16 protein-coding genes and 1 tRNA gene are annotated in these 17293 nt (G+C 66.7%); 9 read left to right on the top strand and 8 right to left on the bottom strand.

Annotated features, from left to right (window positions below; genetic code table 11):
- Positions 1 to 26: 26 nt before the first annotated feature.
- From thiD to FIV34_RS13915, 4 genes are all read right to left on the bottom strand, one after another.
- Positions 27 to 803: a bifunctional hydroxymethylpyrimidine kinase/phosphomethylpyrimidine kinase gene (gene thiD, locus FIV34_RS13930; RefSeq protein WP_139983737.1), complete on the bottom strand. Its 777-nt coding sequence runs from the start codon at positions 801 to 803 to the stop codon at positions 27 to 29.
- On the bottom strand, positions 800 to 2188 hold the full coding sequence (locus tag FIV34_RS13925) for a PhoH family protein (RefSeq protein WP_139983735.1): 1389 nt from the start codon (positions 2186 to 2188) through the stop codon (positions 800 to 802). The genes thiD and FIV34_RS13925 overlap by 4 nt, the downstream gene beginning before the upstream one ends.
- 82 nt (positions 2189 to 2270) lie before the next feature.
- Positions 2271 to 2732: a peroxiredoxin gene (locus tag FIV34_RS13920; protein ID WP_139983733.1), complete on the bottom strand. Its 462-nt coding sequence runs from the start codon at positions 2730 to 2732 to the stop codon at positions 2271 to 2273.
- A gap of 21 nt (positions 2733 to 2753) precedes the next feature.
- On the bottom strand, positions 2754 to 3323 hold the full coding sequence (locus FIV34_RS13915) for a glycine cleavage system transcriptional repressor (protein ID WP_139983731.1): 570 nt from the start codon (positions 3321 to 3323) through the stop codon (positions 2754 to 2756).
- A 164-nt stretch (positions 3324 to 3487) separates the two neighbouring features.
- Here FIV34_RS13915 and dapA point away from each other — a divergent pair, with 164 nt between their 5' ends.
- On the top strand, positions 3488 to 4381 hold the full coding sequence (dapA, locus tag FIV34_RS13910; protein WP_139983729.1) for a 4-hydroxy-tetrahydrodipicolinate synthase: 894 nt from the start codon (positions 3488 to 3490) through the stop codon (positions 4379 to 4381).
- Positions 4382 to 4420: 39 nt separating this feature from the next.
- A complete protein-coding gene (locus FIV34_RS13905) occupies positions 4421 to 5020 on the top strand; it encodes a hypothetical protein (RefSeq protein ID WP_139983727.1) in 600 nt (199 codons plus the stop codon).
- A gap of 106 nt (positions 5021 to 5126) precedes the next feature.
- Here the strand turns inward: FIV34_RS13905 and fdxA are convergent, their stop codons facing one another.
- Together fdxA and FIV34_RS13895 are read right to left on the bottom strand one after the other, a co-directional pair.
- Complete coding sequence (gene fdxA, locus FIV34_RS13900) at positions 5127 to 5450, bottom strand: ferredoxin FdxA (RefSeq protein ID WP_139983725.1); 324 nt, start codon at positions 5448 to 5450, stop codon at positions 5127 to 5129.
- Positions 5451 to 5479: 29 nt separating this feature from the next.
- Positions 5480 to 5555, bottom strand: a tRNA-Glu gene (locus FIV34_RS13895).
- Positions 5556 to 5774: 219 nt separating this feature from the next.
- Here FIV34_RS13895 and pcnB point away from each other — a divergent pair.
- From pcnB to pgi, 6 genes are all read left to right on the top strand, one after another.
- Positions 5775 to 7106, top strand: a complete 1332-nt coding sequence (gene pcnB, locus FIV34_RS13890; RefSeq protein ID WP_246058625.1) for a polynucleotide adenylyltransferase PcnB — start codon at positions 5775 to 5777, stop codon at positions 7104 to 7106.
- Positions 7103 to 7588, top strand: coding sequence for a 2-amino-4-hydroxy-6-hydroxymethyldihydropteridine diphosphokinase (gene folK, locus FIV34_RS13885; RefSeq protein WP_139983721.1), 486 nt, complete (start codon positions 7103 to 7105; stop codon positions 7586 to 7588). The genes pcnB and folK overlap by 4 nt, the downstream gene beginning before the upstream one ends.
- Before the next feature lie 63 nt (positions 7589 to 7651).
- Positions 7652 to 8485, top strand: a complete 834-nt coding sequence (gene panB, locus FIV34_RS13880; protein ID WP_425462923.1) for a 3-methyl-2-oxobutanoate hydroxymethyltransferase — start codon at positions 7652 to 7654, stop codon at positions 8483 to 8485.
- A gap of 10 nt (positions 8486 to 8495) precedes the next feature.
- On the top strand, positions 8496 to 9341 hold the full coding sequence (gene panC / locus FIV34_RS13875; RefSeq protein WP_139983717.1) for a pantoate--beta-alanine ligase: 846 nt from the start codon (positions 8496 to 8498) through the stop codon (positions 9339 to 9341).
- 141 nt (positions 9342 to 9482) lie between these two features.
- On the top strand, positions 9483 to 9863 hold the full coding sequence (panD, locus tag FIV34_RS13870; protein WP_089979214.1) for an aspartate 1-decarboxylase: 381 nt from the start codon (positions 9483 to 9485) through the stop codon (positions 9861 to 9863).
- A 107-nt stretch (positions 9864 to 9970) separates the two neighbouring features.
- A complete protein-coding gene (gene pgi / locus FIV34_RS13865; protein ID WP_139983715.1) occupies positions 9971 to 11605 on the top strand; it encodes a glucose-6-phosphate isomerase in 1635 nt (544 codons plus the stop codon).
- Between the two features lie 58 nt (positions 11606 to 11663).
- Here pgi and parE read toward each other — a convergent pair whose 3' ends face one another.
- Together parE and FIV34_RS13855 are read right to left on the bottom strand one after the other, a co-directional pair.
- Entirely contained in the window at positions 11664 to 13553 is a 1890-nt protein-coding gene (gene parE / locus FIV34_RS13860; protein ID WP_139983713.1) for a DNA topoisomerase IV subunit B, read from the bottom strand.
- A 102-nt stretch (positions 13554 to 13655) separates the two neighbouring features.
- Complete coding sequence (locus FIV34_RS13855) at positions 13656 to 15455, bottom strand: aminopeptidase P family protein (protein ID WP_246058624.1); 1800 nt, start codon at positions 15453 to 15455, stop codon at positions 13656 to 13658.
- 85 nt (positions 15456 to 15540) lie between these two features.
- Here FIV34_RS13855 and FIV34_RS13850 point away from each other — a divergent pair, with 85 nt between their 5' ends.
- Positions 15541 to 17220 carry a CTP synthase gene (locus FIV34_RS13850; protein ID WP_139983709.1) on the top strand — a complete coding sequence of 560 codons (1680 nt, stop codon included), beginning with the start codon at positions 15541 to 15543 and terminating at the stop codon, positions 17218 to 17220.
- Positions 17221 to 17293: the final 73 nt, after the last annotated feature.

Below are 17293 nucleotides of genomic sequence, written 5' to 3'. Positions count from 1 at the left end.
ATCAACGCGCATAGGATACTCCGGCGTCAGTGCGCCAGCACGTGCACGGCCCCGCCGCCGGGCCGCCAGGCACCGCGGAACGCCTTGTCCAGCCACGAAATGGCCGCGCGGACCGCCGCATGCGGCGATTTGCCCCGTGCCAGCTGCGCGGTCACCGCCGAGGCGAGGGTGCAGCCGCTGCCATGGCCCTCGAACGGCAGCCGGGGGTGGCGAAACGCCAGCACGCCATGGGCATCGTAGTAGCGATCGACGATCTCGCGTCCGCCTGCGTGGCCGCCTTTCAGCAGGACGCCACGCGCGCCGAGTGCGAGCAGGTCCGCACCGGCCTCGTCGAACGCCTTGCCGATGCGCCGGCCCAGCAAGGCTTCGGCCTCGGGAAGGTTGGGCGTGAGGATGTCGGCGAGCGGAATGAGGCGGGTGGTCAGCGCGTCCAGTGCGTTCTCGTCCAGCAGGCGCGCGCCGCTGGTGGCGATCATCACCGGATCGACGACCAGCCAGGCAGGCTGTCGCGCGGCCAGCTCCTTCGCCACCAGGCGCGTGATGGCGGCGCTGCCGAGCATGCCGGTCTTCACGCCGGCCACGGGGAAATCCGCGAAGACCGCTTCGATCTGGCTGCGCACATGGGCCAAAGGCACGGTGTGCACGGCCGTGACGCCGCGGGTGTTCTGAGAGGTCACCGCCGTGATCGCGCTGAGCCCATGCGTGCCCAGCGCGCGGAAGGTTTTCAGGTCGGCCTGGATCCCCGCACCACCGCCGGAATCGGATCCGGCGATGGTGAGGGTGTTGGGTTTCGCCTTCGTCACAAGGCTTCGGAGGCGAAATCGGCCAGTCGCGAGCGCTCGCCACGCTTCAGCGTGATGTGGCCGGAATGGGCCCACATCTTGAAGCGGTCCACGGCGTAGGTAAGGCCCGAGGTGGTCTCCGTGAGGTACGGCGTATCGATCTGCTCCACGTTACCCAGGCACACGATCTTCGTGCCGGGGCCGGCACGGGTGATCAGCGTCTTCATCTGCTTCGGCGTGAGGTTCTGCGCCTCGTCGATGATGAGGTAACGGCTGAGGAAGGTGCGGCCGCGCATGAAATTCAGCGAGCGGATCTTCACGCGGGAGGCGAGCAGGTCGTTGGTGGCCTGCCGGCCCCACGATCCGCCTTCCTCGGGATTGGCGAGCACTTCCAGGTTATCGGTGAGCGCGCCCATCCACGGCGTCATCTTTTCCTCTTCCGTACCGGGGAGGAAGCCGATGTCTTCGCCCACCGATACCGTCGCGCGGGTCATGATGATTTCGCGGTAACGCTGCTGGTCCATGACCTGGGCCAGGCCGGCGGCCAGCGCGAGCAGGGTCTTGCCGGTGCCCGCCGTGCCCAGCAACGTGACGAAATCCACGTCCGGGTCCATGAGCAGGTTCATGGCGAAGTTCTGTTCGCGATTGCGCGCGGCGATGCCCCATACGCCATGCGCGGCGTGGGTGTGGTCATCAAGCAGCACGAGCTTTGCCCGCTGTGCGTCTTCCGGGCCGGTCAGCTCGAGGACGCGGAGCTCCACGTCGTTCTCGCCCGGCATGTACAGGCATTCGTTCGGATACCAGTGCTCGTCCTCGCGCACGTCCACTTCATAGAAGGTGCGGCCGCGTTCGTTCCACGAGCGGATCTCCGGATGGCGTGTCCAGAAATCCTCCGGCAGCTCGTCCGAGCCGGTGAACAGCAGGGCGAAATCATCGAGCGCGCGGTCGTTCTCGTAGTCTTCCGCGGTGATGCCGTAAATCGAACCCTTGATGCGGAGGTTGATGTCCTTCGTGACCAGGATGACCGGGCGGTCCGGGAACTGGTCGCGCAGGTCGATCACCGATGACAGGATCTGGTTGTCGGCCTTGCCATTGCCATGGCTGGCGCGTTGCTGGAAGTACAGGCGGCCCACCGCGCCGCGCTTGAGCTTGACGCCCTGGGGGTTGACCAGTTCCAGCCCTTGCTTCAATCCATCGACGCCGCCGCGTTCGATCAGCTCGTTGATGAAGCGGCTTACCTGGCGGGCATTGCGCGAAACTTCGGACCCGCCTTTCTTCTTGTCGTCCAGTTCCTCCAGCACCGTCATCGGTATGAAGACATCGTGTTCCTCGAAGCGGAACAACGAGGTCGGATCGTGCAGCAGCACGTTGGTGTCGAGGGCGTAGATGCGCTTGCTTCCGGTCATGCGGAAGTGACCTCATGCGGAGGTGGCAAAACCCGGCTACGCGGCCGTGGCCGGGGGAAGGAGCCGCGTGGCGCGGTGTCCGTCACGCGGTGGGAACACTCTCAAGGACAGCCTGCGCATGGCCCGGGATTTTCACCCCGCGCCATTCCGCGAACAGCTTGCCGTCCGGGTCGATCAGGAAAGTACTGCGCACGACACCCATGTAGCGCTTGCCGTACAGCACTTTCTCGTGGATGACGTCGAAGGCCTGGCACCAGGCTTCGTCGGCGTCAGAAACGAGGGGGAAGGGGAGTTCGTGCTTCGCCGCATAGTTCGCGTGCGAGCGCACGGAGTCGCGAGAGACGCCGATGACTTCGGCGTTATGGGCCTGGAACTGTGCGTAATGGTCGCGAAAATCTTTCGCTTCGTTGGTGCATCCCGGCGTGTTGTCCTTCGGGTAGAAGAACACCACCACCCACTTGCCGGAGAGGGAGGCCAGCGCCAGCGTCGAACCATCGCCGAGCGTGCCCGTGAGTTTCGGAATCTTCTTACCCTTACCGATCATGCGATGTGCTTTTTTCCTGGGTCAGAATTTCACGGGGTCCATGATGGCATCGAGATTAAGCCCATCGCACAGTTCAAGGAAGTCGTCCCGCAACGCGGCGATGTGCGTCTCGGCCGGAATGCCGATGGTGATCTGTGCCTGGAACATTTCAGCACCCGTCTGCATGGCCTGGTAGCGCATGGACGAGAGCTGTTCCACGCTGATGTCGCGGCGTGAAAAGAATTCGATGATCTTGACCAGGATGCCCGGACGGTCGGCGGCAATCACTTCCACCAGGTATGGCAGGAGGTGCGCGGTCGGCTCGCGCGGCGTCGTGCGGTAATGCACGATCTGCAGTTCCTCGTCGCGCGACAGCTTGCCCAGCGCCGTTTCCAGCTTGGCGACGGCATCCCACGAGCCCGAGGCCAGCAGCATCACGGAGGTGTCGTTGCCGATGGTGGAGACCCGGGCATCGGCCAGGTTGCAACCGGAATCGGCGATGCGCTTGGCCAGGGCGAGGATAGGGGCGCGGTGCGCCGGCGACAGCGTCGAGATGAGCAACTGGTTATCGGTGGCGCCGTTGCGTGCTACAGAACGGTTCAAGGCCTTCACTACCCATGGCGCGACCCGCGGGGCGCGGGGCGTCGCTGTTGGCCCGAGCTTAGCGGGCGCCGTCGGACACTAGCAAGACACCACGAAGCGCCCTGGCCGGCGAATGGACTCCCCGGAAACGCCCCGGTAACATGCGAAGGGCTGGTTCCTTATTGGGTTTCACCTTGGATATCTCCGGAAGCATCACCGCATTGGCGACGCCGTTCGCCGCCGACGGTTCCCTGGATCTCAACGCCTTCGGCCGCCTGCTCGACCAGCAGCTGGCTGGCGGCACGCAGGCCGTGGTGGTCGCAGGCTCCACGGGCGAGTCGCACTTCCTCGAGCACGACGAATTCAAGCGCCTGCTTGCCTTCGCGGTGAAACACATCGACAAACGCATCCCGGTCATCGCGGGCACCGGTGAGGCGGGCACGGCGAAAACCATTGCCACCACCCGCCTGGCGAAGGAGCTGGGTGCGGATGCCGCCCTCGTGGTGGCGCCGTTCTATGTGCGCCCCACCCAGGAAGGCATGCGCCGCCATTTTCTTGCGGTGGCGGACGAGGGCGGCCTGCCGGTCATCCTTTACAACGTGCCCCCGCGCACCGGCAGCGACATCGCCGTGGAGACCGTGGCGGCCCTTCGCGACCACCCCGGCATCATTGGCATCAAGGAAGCCCGCGGCGACGCGGAGCGGATCCAGGCCCTTGCGGAACTTATCCGCCCGGATTTCGTCTACCTCAGCGGCGACGACGGTTCGGCCCACCAGGCCATGCTGGCCGGCGCTGCGGGCACCATCTCGGTGGTGGCCAACCTCGTGCCGGGGCCTTTCCGTGAACTGTGCGACGCCGCCCGCTCGGGCAGCGCCGAACGCACGGCCAGTGCCACGGCGCGGCTGGCCCCCCTGATCGACGCGCTGAACTGCGCGCCGAACCCGATCCCCGTGAAGGCCGGACTGGCCTTGCTGGGGCTGGGCTCGGCGGCGCCGCGGCTGCCGCTGGTCGAGCTGGAACCCGGCCCGGCGCTGGCAAAAGTGCGCGAAACGCTCTCGGCTCTGGCACCATTGGCGACTGCCGCCTGACGCCCACCCATTCAACGGATCCAAACGGAACCTTAGTTCATGAAGAAAACCTCGTACGCGCTGGTCGTCCCGGCACTGCTCCTTTCCGTCCTGGTCGTTTCCGGCTGCGGCGCGTTCCGCTCCACGAAGCAGTGGGAAAAGGCGAAGCAGGAAGCCCCGCTTGAGATTCCGCCGGGCCTCGACACCCCGTCGACCAGTGCTGCCCTGGTGATCCCGGACGCCGGCTCCGGCGCGGACAACGCCTCGGGCACCGCTCCGGCGGCCGCCCCGGTCTCGGATGGCTTCATCCTGGGCGATGCCCCCGACGCCGCCTACAAGCGCATCGGCGAGGTGCTCGCGGTGGGTGATGTCGGCACCGTCACGGCGCATGACGACGATACCCATACCTTCCAGATCGCCGCGACCTCCGGCGCGCCGGAGCAGAAGCGTGGCTTCTTCAAGCGCATGTTCGGCGGCGGCGACAAGAATGCCGACGCGGCCATCGAGGGCGGCCCGCAGGCGACGCAGGGCGGCAACAAGCACCCGGTGGTGCTCACGGTGAATGCCAGCGGCGCCGGTTCGGAAGTGCGCGCCCAGGGCGGCGCCGGCGGCGTGCGCCGCGTGATCGACGCGCTGAAGGCTCGCCTCGGCGTCAAGTAAGCCCGCAAGCCGGGAGACAAAAACGCCGCCCTCGGGCGGCGTTTTTTTTGCCCTCTATCCGTGGCAGGGGCGAAAAAAAACGACCTTCCGGTCGTTTTTCTCGAGATCAGCGCTGGATAAGCTCGATCTTGTTGGGCTTGCCTTCCCACTCTTTCGCGTCGGGGAGGCCGTCCTTCCGTTCGGTGATGACCGGCCAGTCCTTCGAGAGATCGGCGTTCAGTGCCACGAAGGCCTCCTGCCCGGCGGGGACGTCGTCCTCGGGGTAGATGGCATTGATCGGGCATTCCGGCTCGCAAAGGGTGCAGTCGATGCACTCGTCCGGATTGATCACCAGGAAGTTCGGGCCTTCATGGAAGGCATCGACCGGGCAGACCTCGACGCAGTCCGTATATTTGCACTTGATGCAGTTGTCGGTAACGACAAAGGTCATGCGGACGGTTCGGCGCCGAGAAGGAAAAGTGGTGCTCCCTACGAGGTTCGAACTCGTGTTCCAGCCTTGAGAGGGCCGTGTCCTAGACCACTAGACGAAGGGAGCGGGTCGTACGGAGAGTACGAAGCGCGCTAGTATAGCCGAATTCGGCTGGCTGGCAACGCCTTGGGCCCCTGCTCGTCGGATGCCATCTAATTCGTTACATTTGGCCCGTTCATCCCGACACCGGCTATCGGTGGGGGCAGCCACTTGACCGGACGCGAGCGCGCCCGCCAGGACACAGACCGCTTGAATTCTGAAACGAGGAGCGATGCTCCGCACGGCATGCGTGTCATTCCGCGCGAACAGCACTCCATCTCCCGCAAGAACATCAGCAAAGCCGCGCTACGCGTGCTTTACCGACTGCATGACGCCGGGTTTGCCGCCTACCTGGTGGGTGGCGCCGTGCGCGACCTTCTCCTGGGCGGCCATCCCAAGGACTTTGACGTGGCCACCGACGCCACGCCGGAAGAGGTGAAAGGCCTGTTCCGCAACTGCCGCCTCATCGGTCGTCGCTTCCGCCTGGCGCACGTGGTGTTCGGCCCCGAGATCATCGAGGTCGCGACCTTCCGTGGCACCGGCGAAGTGGGTGTCGAGAACGACGGCGACCGCCACATCGTCGACGGCCGCATCGTCCGCGACAACATCTGGGGCACGATCGAGGAAGACGCGGTGCGCCGCGATTTCCGGGTCAACGCCCTGTATTACGACATCGCCGATTTCAGCGTCCGCGATTATGTCGGCGGCATGCAGGACCTGACCGACCGGACGATGCGCCTTATCGGCGATCCGGAACTGCGTTACCGCGAAGACCCGGTGCGCATGCTGCGTGCCGCGCGCCTTGCCGCGAAACTCGGTTTCACCATCGATGCGTCCGCCGCGGCGCCCTTCAAGAAGCTCGGTCACCTGCTGACCGAAGCCTCGCCGGCCCGCCTGTTCGACGAGTCGCTGAAGCTGTTCCTGGCCGGCCACGGCCTGAAGAGCTTCAAGATGCTCGAAGCCTGCGGCCTGCTGGAATTCCTGTTCCCGGCCACCGCCCGCGCCCTCGAGCGTGGCGACAATGCGCTGCGTGCATTGGTCGAGCAGGGCCTGGCCAACACCGACGCCCGCATTTCCGAAGGCAAGTCGGTGACCCCGGCCTTCCTTTACGCCGTGCTGCTATGGGGCGAGGTGCGCGACCAGGCGCACGGCTGGATGGCGCAGGGCTTTGAAATGAACGAGGCATGGCAGCGTGCTGCCGTGCACGTGGTGGGCGAGCAGTGCCAGCGGGTGGCGATCCCGCGGCGCTTCACCTTCACCATGGAAGAGATCTGGTCGCTGCAGCCGCGCTTCGAGCAGATCCACCGCAAGCGCGTGTTCCGGCTGATGGCGCACCCACGCTTCCGCGCGGCCTTCGATTTCCTGCTGCTGCGTGCCCACGAGTCGCAGGGCATGCGGGAACTGGGTGAGTGGTGGGCGCATGCCCAGCTGCTGCCGCCGGAAATGCTCGCGGCCGCCCTGGGCGGCGGTGGCGTGCCCGCGCACGAAGCGCCGACGGCGTCGGCCTCCGCGCCGGTCCGCAAGCGCCGGCGTCGGCGCAAGCCTACCCGCGGCAAGGGCGATTCGGGCGGGGCGTGAGCGTCACCGCCTTGATCGGCCTGGGCGGCAACCTGGGTGACGTCCGGCCGCGGCTCGACGCCGCGATCGACGCGCTGGGTGCCCTGCCGGGCGTTCGGGTGCTGGCGCGGTCGCGCTTCTACCGGACCCCGCCGTGGGGCAACGTGGACCAGCCCGACTTCGTCAACGCGGCCATCGCCGTGGAGACCTCGCTCCCGGCCCATGGGCTGCTTGACGCCATGCTGGCCACGGAGCGCGCGTTTGGCCGGCTACGCGATGGTGAGCGCTGGGGCCCGCGTACGCTGGACCTGGACCTGCTGGCCTACGGCGACGCAGTGATCGATGACGCCCGGCTGACGGTGCCGCACCCGCGGATCGCCGAGCGCGCCTTCGTCCTGCTGCCCCTGGCCGATATCGCCGCCGACACGGTCCTTCCCGGACTCGGGCGCGTGGCCGATCTGCTGGCCGCCATCGACGCGGCTGAATGCATCCCGCTGGCGTGACCCGGGTTCCTTGAGCCCCGGGCCAATCAGGCGGACAATTCCGGTTTCACCCAACGAGGCGACCTGAGCGTGTACGTGGAAAAAACGAGTGCACCGGCGCGCAAGCCGGTGACCGTGCCGGGCCTGAAGGCGATGAAAGCCGACGGCCGGAAGATCGTGATGCTCACCGCCTACGACGCGAGTTTCGCCGCACAACTGGAATCCGCCGGGATCGACGTGGCGCTGGTTGGCGATTCGCTGGGCATGGTGGTGCAGGGCAGGGCGAGTACGCTGCCTGTCACGGTTGACGACATGGTCTATCACACCGCTGCCGTGGCTCGCGGGCTTTCCGCGACGTTGCTGGTGGCCGACCTGCCTTTCATGAGTGATCGCGACGTGCCTTCGGCCATGGAAGCCGCCACGCGGCTCGTGGCACAGGGCGGTGCGGCCATGGTCAAGATCGAGGGCGCGGGACGGATCTGCGAGGTGATCACCGCGCTGGCCGAACGCGACATCCCCGTATGCAGCCACCTGGGCCTGACGCCGCAGTCGGTGAACAAGTTCGGTGGCTACAAGGTGCAGGGCAAGACCGACGCCGCTGCCGACAAGCTGTTCGCCGACGCCCAGGCAGTCGAGGCCGCCGGCGCGGACCTGCTGGTGCTGGAGTGCGTGCCGTCGGCCCTGGCCGAGCGCATCACCCGTGCCCTCAGCATTCCGGTCATCGGCATCGGCGCAGGTGTCGCGTGCGACGGCCAGGTGCTGGTGGTCTACGACATGATCGGCCTGACCCCCGGCAAGCGGCCGAAGTTTTCCAAGGATTTCCTCGCGGGACGCGACTCCATCCCGGCGGCAATCCAGGCCTACGCCGACGACGTCAGGGCAGGGACCTTCCCCGGCCCGGAACACAGCTTCAGCTAACGAGCACCCCATGCAGACCGTAACCGACGCCGCCGCCCTCCGCGCCACCATCCGTGGCTGGCGCACCTCTGGCCAGACCGTGGGCTTCGTCCCAACCATGGGCAACCTCCACGAGGGCCACCATTCCCTGTTGAAGCTGGCCCGTGCCCGCGCCGACCGGGTGGTCGCGTCCGTGTTCGTCAACCCGACCCAGTTTGGCCCGGGTGAGGACTTCGAGCGCTACCCGCGCACGCTCGTCCAGGACCAGGTCGGCCTGGCCGAGGCCGGCTGCGACGTGCTGTTCGCCCCCGAAGTGGCCACGCTGTATCCGTTCGGGCCGGCGGGCAGCGTGAGCATCCACGTGCCGGGCGTGACCGAAACCCTCGAGGGCGACCATCGCCCCGGCCATTTCGATGGCGTGGCGACGGTGGTGTCGAAGCTCTTCCACCTCGTGCAGCCGGATTTCGCGGTGTTTGGCCAGAAGGATTTCCAGCAGCTGAAGGTCATCGAGCGGATGGTTCGCGACCTGTCGCTGCCGGTGAAGATCATGGCCGGGCCCACGCTGCGCGACGAGGACGGCCTGGCCAAGAGCTCGCGCAACCAGTACCTGTCGCCGGCCGAGCGCCAGCGCGCCCCGCAGATCTACGCCACGCTGACCCAGATGCGCACCCTGTTTGCCGAGGGCCACGCCTGGCAGGCGCTGGAACAGGCCGCGAAGGCCCGCCTGGAGCGGGCCGGTTTCGTCCCGGACTACGTCGCCATCCGCCGTGCCGAGGACCTGGCCGAGCCGGCGCCGGACGAGCGGGAAGGCCTGGTGGCGCTGGTGGCGGCGCGGCTGGGTGCCACCCGCCTGATCGACAACCTGCCTTTCGACTGAAAGCCTTCACGAACGGGCACTTGCGTTTCCCGCCCGGCTCCCCCATAAAGCGCCTCGAACCGAGGAAGCCCCTTCGAGACGGTATGGGCCACCCTCCGCTAGAATGGGCGTTTTTGTAACCGCCAGACCCCAGAGACCGCCATGCACCTCAACATGCTCAAGTGCAAGATCCACCGCGCCACGGTGACTCACGCCGAGCTGAACTACGAAGGTTCGATCGCCATTGATGGCAACCTGCTCGATGCCGCCGGTATGCGCGAGTACGAACAGATCCATGCCTGGAACATCAGCAACGGCGAACGCTTCGTCACGTACGCGCTGCGTGCGGAAGAGGGCTCGGGCATCATCTCCGTGAACGGCAGCGCCGCCCGCCGCGTGTCCACCGGCGACCTGCTCATCATTGCCGCGTTCGCTGGCCTGTCCGAAGCCGAGCTGGCCAAGTACCAGCCGGATCTGGTGTATGTCGATGCCGATAACCGCATCACGCACACCAACCATTCGATTCCGAAGCAGGCTGCGTAAGCTCATGCGGGCGTCGGCCCAGGCCGGCGCCCACACGTGCATACAATCCACCTACGCTGCAGTGCGGTAATATGAGGGCTTCCCTCCGTCGCACCCAAGTGGAAGCCATGGATTCAAAGCACGCCCCCCTGCCTTCGTTCGAAGAGCACGCTCGCCGCCTCGCCGGCACCAATCTCCGCGCCCTGGTTAACGACGCCTCTCGTGGCGACCGTTTCCGTCGCCGGATGGGCCCGATCCTCCTCGACATCACCCGGCAGAAGCTGGACGTTGCCGCGCTGGATGCCGTGGGCCAGTACATCGATGGCACCGGCTGGAAGGCCGCGCGCGATGCGATGTTCGAAGGCAAGCACATCAATACGTCGGAAGACCGCGCCGTGCTGCATACCGCCCTGCGTGGTGGTGCGTCGCGTCACCCGGCGGCACCGGCCGATGTCCGCAAGGAAGTCGCCGAAGCGCTCGACCAGATGGAAAAGCTGGTTAATGCCGTGCACAAGGGCGAAGGTGAGTCGGTCGGCCTGATCGGCCGCGTCACGGATGTCGTCAACATCGGCATCGGTGGTTCCGACCTCGGCCCGCGCCTCGCGGTGCACGCGCTGGAGCAGTTCCACGTCAAGGGCATCAAGAGCCACTTCCTCACCAACGTGGACGGCCAGGCCGCCTACGACCTGATGAACTCGCTGGATCCCGCGCACACGCTGGTGATCCTGGTCTCGAAGAGCTTCAACACCCAGGAAACGTTGCTCAACGGCGGCGTCTTCCGTGACTGGATCCTCAAGTTCAACAAGGGCGACACGGCGAAGACGGCGAAGCATTTCATTGCCGTGAGCTCGAACGTCGATGCCGTGAACAAGTGGGGCGCCGCGCAGGTGCTGCCCATGTGGGATTACGTCGGCGGTCGCTTCTCGCTGTGGTCCGCCGTGGGCGCGTCCATCGCCTTCGCGATCGGCATGAACGGTTTCCGCGACCTGCTGGCGGGTGCCGCCGAGGCGGATGACCATTTCCGCACCACCGAGTGGAAGGACAACCTGCCGGTCCTGCTGGCCGCTGCCGAGCTGTGGAACCGTAACATCCTCGGTACCACCAGTCGTGCGGTGATTCCGTACGTGGATTACCTGGCCGACCTGCCGTCGTACCTGCAGCAGCTCGAGATGGAATCGCTGGGCAAGCACGTGCATCCGACCACCGGCAAGGAAGTCACCGGTTCAACCGTTCCCGTGGTCTGGGGCAGCATCGGCACCAATGCGCAGCACGCGTATTTCCAGGCCCTGCACCAGGGTACGGATGTCGTCCCGCTGGAGTTCATCGGCCTGGTGAAGCCGGCGCACCCGCTGCGCGAGAACCAGGATGTGCTGACCTCGAACCTGCTGGCGCAGGCCGCGGCGCTGTCGCTGGGCAAGACGTTTGAAGAAGCGCTTGCCGAAGCGAAGACCGGTACCGAGGAAGAGCGCCGCGCACTCGCCGCGCAGCGGACGTTCAAGGGCAACCGCCCGAGCACCGTGTTCATGCTCGATTCGCTCACCCCGCATTCGCTGGGCGCGCTTATCGCGCTGTACGAGCACAAGGTGTTCATGCTCGGCCACCTGTGGGGCATCAATGCCTTCGACCAGTGGGGCGTGGAGCTGGGAAAGGTGATCGCCAAGCAGATCTACCCGTCGCTGGCCAACGACAAGGATGCCGGCGACATCGCGCAGTTCGACGCGGCGACGCGCGGCCTGATCGAAGCGATCCGCGAACGTCGCTAAACACGACGCACGTGTGCATGAATGAAAAAACCCGGCCTTGGGCCGGGTTTTTTCTGGGTCAGACTTCGAGGGTGGCCAGGTCGCCCTTGTCCTCGAGCCATTGCTTGCGATCGCCTGCGCGCTTCTTTGCCAGCAGCATGTCCATGAGCTTCGTCGTGCCGTCATCCGTTTCCACGGTGAGCTGCACGAGGCGGCGCGTATCCGGATGGACCGTGGATTCGCGCAGCTGCGCCGGGTTCATCTCGCCCAGGCCCTTGAAGCGGGTGACCGAGACGGCGCCCTTCATCTTCTCGCGCTCGACCTTCTCCAGCATCAGGCGCTTTTCTTCCTCGTCCAGGCAGTAGAACACCTGCTTGCCCACGTCCACGCGGAACAGCGGCGGCATGGCCACGAACACATGGCCCTCGCGCACCAGCGACGGGAAGTGGCGCAGGAACAGCGCCGAGAGCAGGGTGGCGATATGGAGGCCGTCGGAATCCGCATCGGCCAGGATCACCACCTTGCCGTAACGCAGGCCGGAGAGGTCATCCTTGCCCGGATCGCAGCCAATGGCCACGGCCAGGTCGTGCACTTCCTGCGAGGCGAGCACGGCGGTGGATTCCACTTCCCACGTATTCAGGATCTTGCCGCGCAACGGCATGATCGCCTGGAAATCCTTGTCGCGTGCCTGCTTGGCCGAGCCGCCGGCCGAGTCACCTTCCACCAGGAAGATCTCGGTGCGGGTCAGGTCGGTGGAGGCGCAGTCGGCGAGCTTGCCGGGCAGCGCCGGGCCCGCGGTGATCTTCTTGCGGACCACCTGCTTGGCCGCCTTCAGGCGCGCGCTCGCGCGCTCGATGGCGAGCTGGGCGATCTTCTCGCCAAGATCCACGTGCTGGTTCAGCCACAGGCTGAAGGCATCGTGCACCACGCCTTCGACGACGCCGGCGGCGTTGCGCGAGGAGAGGCGTTCCTTGGTCTGGCCGGCGAACTGGGCGTCCTGCAGCTTCACGCTCAACACGAAGGCCAGGCGTTCCCAGACATCTTCCGGGGCAAGCTTCACGCCGCGTGGCAGCAGGTTGCGCAGGTCGCAGAACTCGCGGATCGCATTGGTGAGGCCCGAACGCAGGCCGTTCACATGCGTGCCGCCCTGGGCGGTGGGAATCAGGTTGACGTAGCTTTCCTGCACCAGGTCGCCTTCCGGCAGCCAGCACAGCGCGACATCCACGGTATCGGTTTCGCGCGCGAAGTGCTTGACGAAGAGGTCAGCCGGGAGTGCTTCCGCCCCCTGGAGCTCGGCGCGCAGGTAGTCCTGCAGGCCGTCTTCGAAATACCACTCGGTGGTTTCGCCGGCGGCTTCGTCGTGCAGGCGCACGGTGAGGCCCGCGCAGAGCACGGCCTTGGCGCGTAGCAGGTGTTTCAGCTTCGACACCAGGATGCGCGGCGAATCGAAGTACTTTGGATCGGGCCAGAAGCGCAGCGTGGTGCCGGTCTTCTTTTTCGGCACGGTGCCGATCACTTCGAGCTCGCTGGCGCGATCGCCGTTCGCGAAGCTCATGCGGAATTCCTGGCCCTCGCGGCGGATGGTGACATCCACGCGGGTGGACAGCGCATTCACCACGGAGACGCCCACGCCGTGGAGGCCGCCGGAGAATGCGTAATTCTTGTTCGAGAACTTACCGCCCGCATGCAGGCGGGTAAGGATCAGCTCGATACCCGGCACTTTCTCTTCCGGGTGGATGTCCACGGGCATGCCGCGGCCATCGTCGGTGACTTCCACCGAGCCGTCGTTGAAGACGGTGACGTCGATCGACTTCGCGTGCCCGGCGAGGGCTTCGTCGACGGAGTTGTCGATGACTTCCTGGGCCAGGTGGTTCGGCCGCGAGGTGTCGGTGTACATGCCTGGCCGACGCTTGACCGGGTCAAGGCCGCTGAGGACTTCGATGTCTGAGGCGTTGTAACGGGTATTCATCAGGCGGGTCGGTTTCTCGGTAGCCGGGCAGAATGGGTGAGGCGGGCAGGCCGGTCAAGCGTGGCAGGTGCCCGTATCACGCGGCGAGACATCAGCCTCGGGTTACAGCGGGGCGCAGTGCCATTCGAGCCAGGCGCGGTCGTCGCCGTCGAGCAGCGGCCACAGGGCCGCCCGCACCGTGGCGTGGTAATCGTCCAGCCAGGCCCGCTCGGAGGGCTCCAGCAGGCGTGGCTCCAGGCCGCGGCGATCGAACGGGCACAGCGTCAGGGTTTCGAAGGCGTAGAACTCGCCGAACTCGGTCTCGTCGGCCTGGGTCACCACCGCGAGGTTCTCGTGGCGGATGCCGTAGCGGCCGGCCTTGTAGAGGCCCGGTTCGATCGACGTGATCATGCCCGGCTCCAGCGGGACCAGCGCGCCACCGGCGACCGGCGGCCGGATGCCATGCGGGCCCTCGTGGACATTGAGGAAGTAACCCACGCCGTGGCCGGTGCCGTGGCCGAAATCCATGCCGGCCGCCCACAGCGGCGCGCGCGCCAGGGCGTCGAGCTGCGGGCCGCTGGCCCCCTTCGGGAAGCGGGCGCGGGACAGCGCGATCATGCCCTTCAGCACCAGGGTGGAGTCGCGGCGCTGCTCATCGGTCACCGGGCCAAGGGCCAGCACGCGGGTGATGTCCGTGGTGCCGCCGAGGTACTGGCCACCGGAATCCACCAGCAGCAGCCCTTTCGCGGCCAGCGGGCTGAAGCCCGCCTCGGTGGCGCGGTAATGGGGCAGGGCGCCATTGGCCTGGTAGCCGGCGATGGTGGAGAAGCTTTCACCGACGAAGCCGTCCTGCGCGGCGCGGGCCTCGCGAACGATGGTATCCACGTCCAGCTCGGTCAGCGGCTCCCCCGCGGCCACGCCGGTCTCGATCCGGCGGAACGCGCGGGCGAGCGCGGCGCCGTCGCGACGCATGGCATGGCGGATGTGTTCCAGCTCTTCCGGGGTCTTGCGCGCCTTGGCCGCGGTGGACGGGGCAGGGCCGTGGATCTGCCTGACGCCTTCCGGCAGGCCTTCAAAAATGGCGACCACGACGCGGGCCGGGTCGAGCAGCAGGGTGGCACCGTCCGGCAGGGCGGCCAGGGCCGCCACGGCGGTGGCGTAGTCGGCCACCGAGACGCCATCGGCGGCCAGGGCGGCCTTGACCGGCGCTGGCAGCTTGGCAGCGTCGACGAAAAGGGTGGCCCGGCTGTCTTCGATCAGCAGGTGGGCGAGGAACACCGGGTTGTAGTCCACGTCGGCGCCGCGCAGGTTGGTGAGCCAGGCGATGTCGTCAAGGCTCGATACCAGGTGGTGCGAGGCCCCCGCGCGGCGCATGGCGGTGCGCACATGCTGCAGCTTGTCCGCGCGGCTGACGGGGGCATACGCCCCCTCGTGGGCGAAGACCGGGGCCGTCGGCCGGGCCGGCCGGTCGGCCCAGGCGGCGCCCGGCAGGTCCAGGTCGGTGCGCAGGGTGGCGCCGCTGGCGCCGAGGCGCCGGGCCAGGCTCTCCGCGCCGGCGACGGACACGCTGTCGCCCGCGACGGCGACGGCATCGCCCTCGCCGAGCTGGCCGGCTAGCCAGGCCACGTGCTCGGGGGTGTGCGCCACGTTAAGCTTCATCAGCGGCAGGCCGCTGCCGGCCAGTTCGGCCTCGGCCTGGGAGAAATAGCGCGAATCGGTCCACAGGCCGCCACCCTTCGCGGTCACCACCAGGGTGCCCGCCGAGCCGGTAAAGCCGGAAAACCACTCCCGGGCCTGCCATCGCAGCGGCAGGTATTCGGACAGGTGGGGGTCGGCCGTGGGGACGACGACGGCGGCGACGCCTTCGCGGGCCATGGCGGCGCGAAGGGCTTCAAGGCGGGTGGCGATGGGGGATGTGCTCATGCCCTCCATGTTAAGCGTTCATCCTGCCCCTCGCGAGCGGCCCGACACTCGGGTAAAATACAAATTTCCAGCACTGGCTGCTCGCATGACTCCCCTCATTTTCGTCACCGGCGGTGTGGTGTCTTCCCTTGGGAAAGGCATCGCAGCGGCGTCGCTTGCGTCCATCCTCGAGGCGCGTGGCCTTTCCGTGACCATGATGAAGCTCGATCCGTACATCAACGTGGATCCGGGCACCATGAGTCCGTTCCAGCACGGTGAGGTCTACGTCACCGACGACGGCGCCGAGACCGACCTGGACCTGGGCCACTACGAACGCTTCGTGCGTACGCGCCTCACCGGCAAGAACTCGATCACCGCCGGCAAGATCTACGAATCGGTGATCCGCAAGGAACGCCGCGGCGATTACCTCGGTGCCACCGTGCAGGTCATCCCGCACATCACCGACGAGATCAAGCACTCCATCCACGAAGCGACCCGCGGTTACGACGTGGCGCTGGTGGAAGTGGGTGGCACCGTGGGCGATATCGAATCGCTGCCCTTCCTCGAGGCCATCCGCCAGCTGCGCATCGAGCACGGCGCCGAGAAGTGCATGTTCGTGCACCTCACCCTCGTGCCGTACATCAAGGCCGCCGGCGAGATCAAAACCAAGCCGACCCAGCATTCGGTGAAGGAGCTGCGCTCCATCGGTATCCAGGCCGACGTGCTGCTGTGCCGCGCCGAAGAGCCGCTGCCGGACGCCGAGCGCCACAAGATCGCGCTGTTCACCAACGTGCCGAAGAACGCCGTCATCAGCACCATCGACGTGGACGTCATCTACAAGCTGCCGATGTGGCTGCACGAGCAGGGCCTCGACGACCTGGTGATCAAGCGCCTCGGCCTCGACGCCGGCCCGGCCGACCTGTCCAGCTGGGTGCGCACGGTGGAAGCCGTCGAGCACCCGCGCGACGAAGTCACCGTGGCCATCGTCGGCAAGTACGTCGAACACAAGGATGCCTACAAGTCGCTGGCCGAAGCGCTGCGCCATGGCGGCATCAAGCAGTCCACCCGCGTCACGCTGGACTGGATCGACTCCGAAGACGTGGAAGCCCGCGGCGCCCGCGCCGTGCTCGGCCACGCCGACGCCATCCTGGTGCCGGGCGGCTTCGGCAAGCGTGGCTTCGAGGGCAAGATCCTTGCCGCGCAGTTTGCCCGCGAAACGGGCATTCCTTACTTCGGCATCTGCTACGGCATGCACGCCGCCGTGGTGGAATTCGCCCGCAACACCGCGGGCCTGAAGCAGGCGGATTCGAGCGAGAACGACCGCAATACGCCGGATCCGGTCATCGCCCTGATCACCGAGTGGACCACGGCCGCTGGCGAAACCGAGCAGCGCAGCGAGCGCTCGGACCTCGGCGGCACCATGCGCCTGGGCGCGCAGGAATGCCGCCTCAAGGCCGGTACCCTCGCGCGTGAACTGTACGGCGAAGACGTGGTGCGCGAGCGCCACCGCCACCGCTACGAGTTCAACAACCGCTACCGCCAGTCGTTCGAAGACCTCGGCATGGTCATCTCGGGCAAGTCCATGGACGACCTGTTGGTGGAAGTGGTGGAGCTGCCGCGCACCGTGCACCCGTGGTACCTGGGTTGCCAGGCGCACCCGGAGTTCACCTCCACCCCGCGCGAAGGCCATCCGCTGTTCATCGGCTTTGTCCGCGGCGCGCGCGAATACAAGGCGGTGCGTGATGGCGAGAAGCTCGCCAGCCGCTCCGCGGAGTCCGCCGCGTGACGCATCGCCAGGCGACCGGCTTCCGGACTCCTGCCCTTTTCATCCTGCCTGGTACCGGGGCCGCAAGGCCGAC

Source organism: Luteibacter pinisoli (genome assembly GCF_006385595.1).
Lineage (GTDB): Bacteria > Pseudomonadota > Gammaproteobacteria > Xanthomonadales > Rhodanobacteraceae > Luteibacter > Luteibacter pinisoli.
The sequence above is the reverse complement of the archived record's forward strand: the minus strand, read 5'-3'. Positions and strand labels throughout refer to the sequence as shown.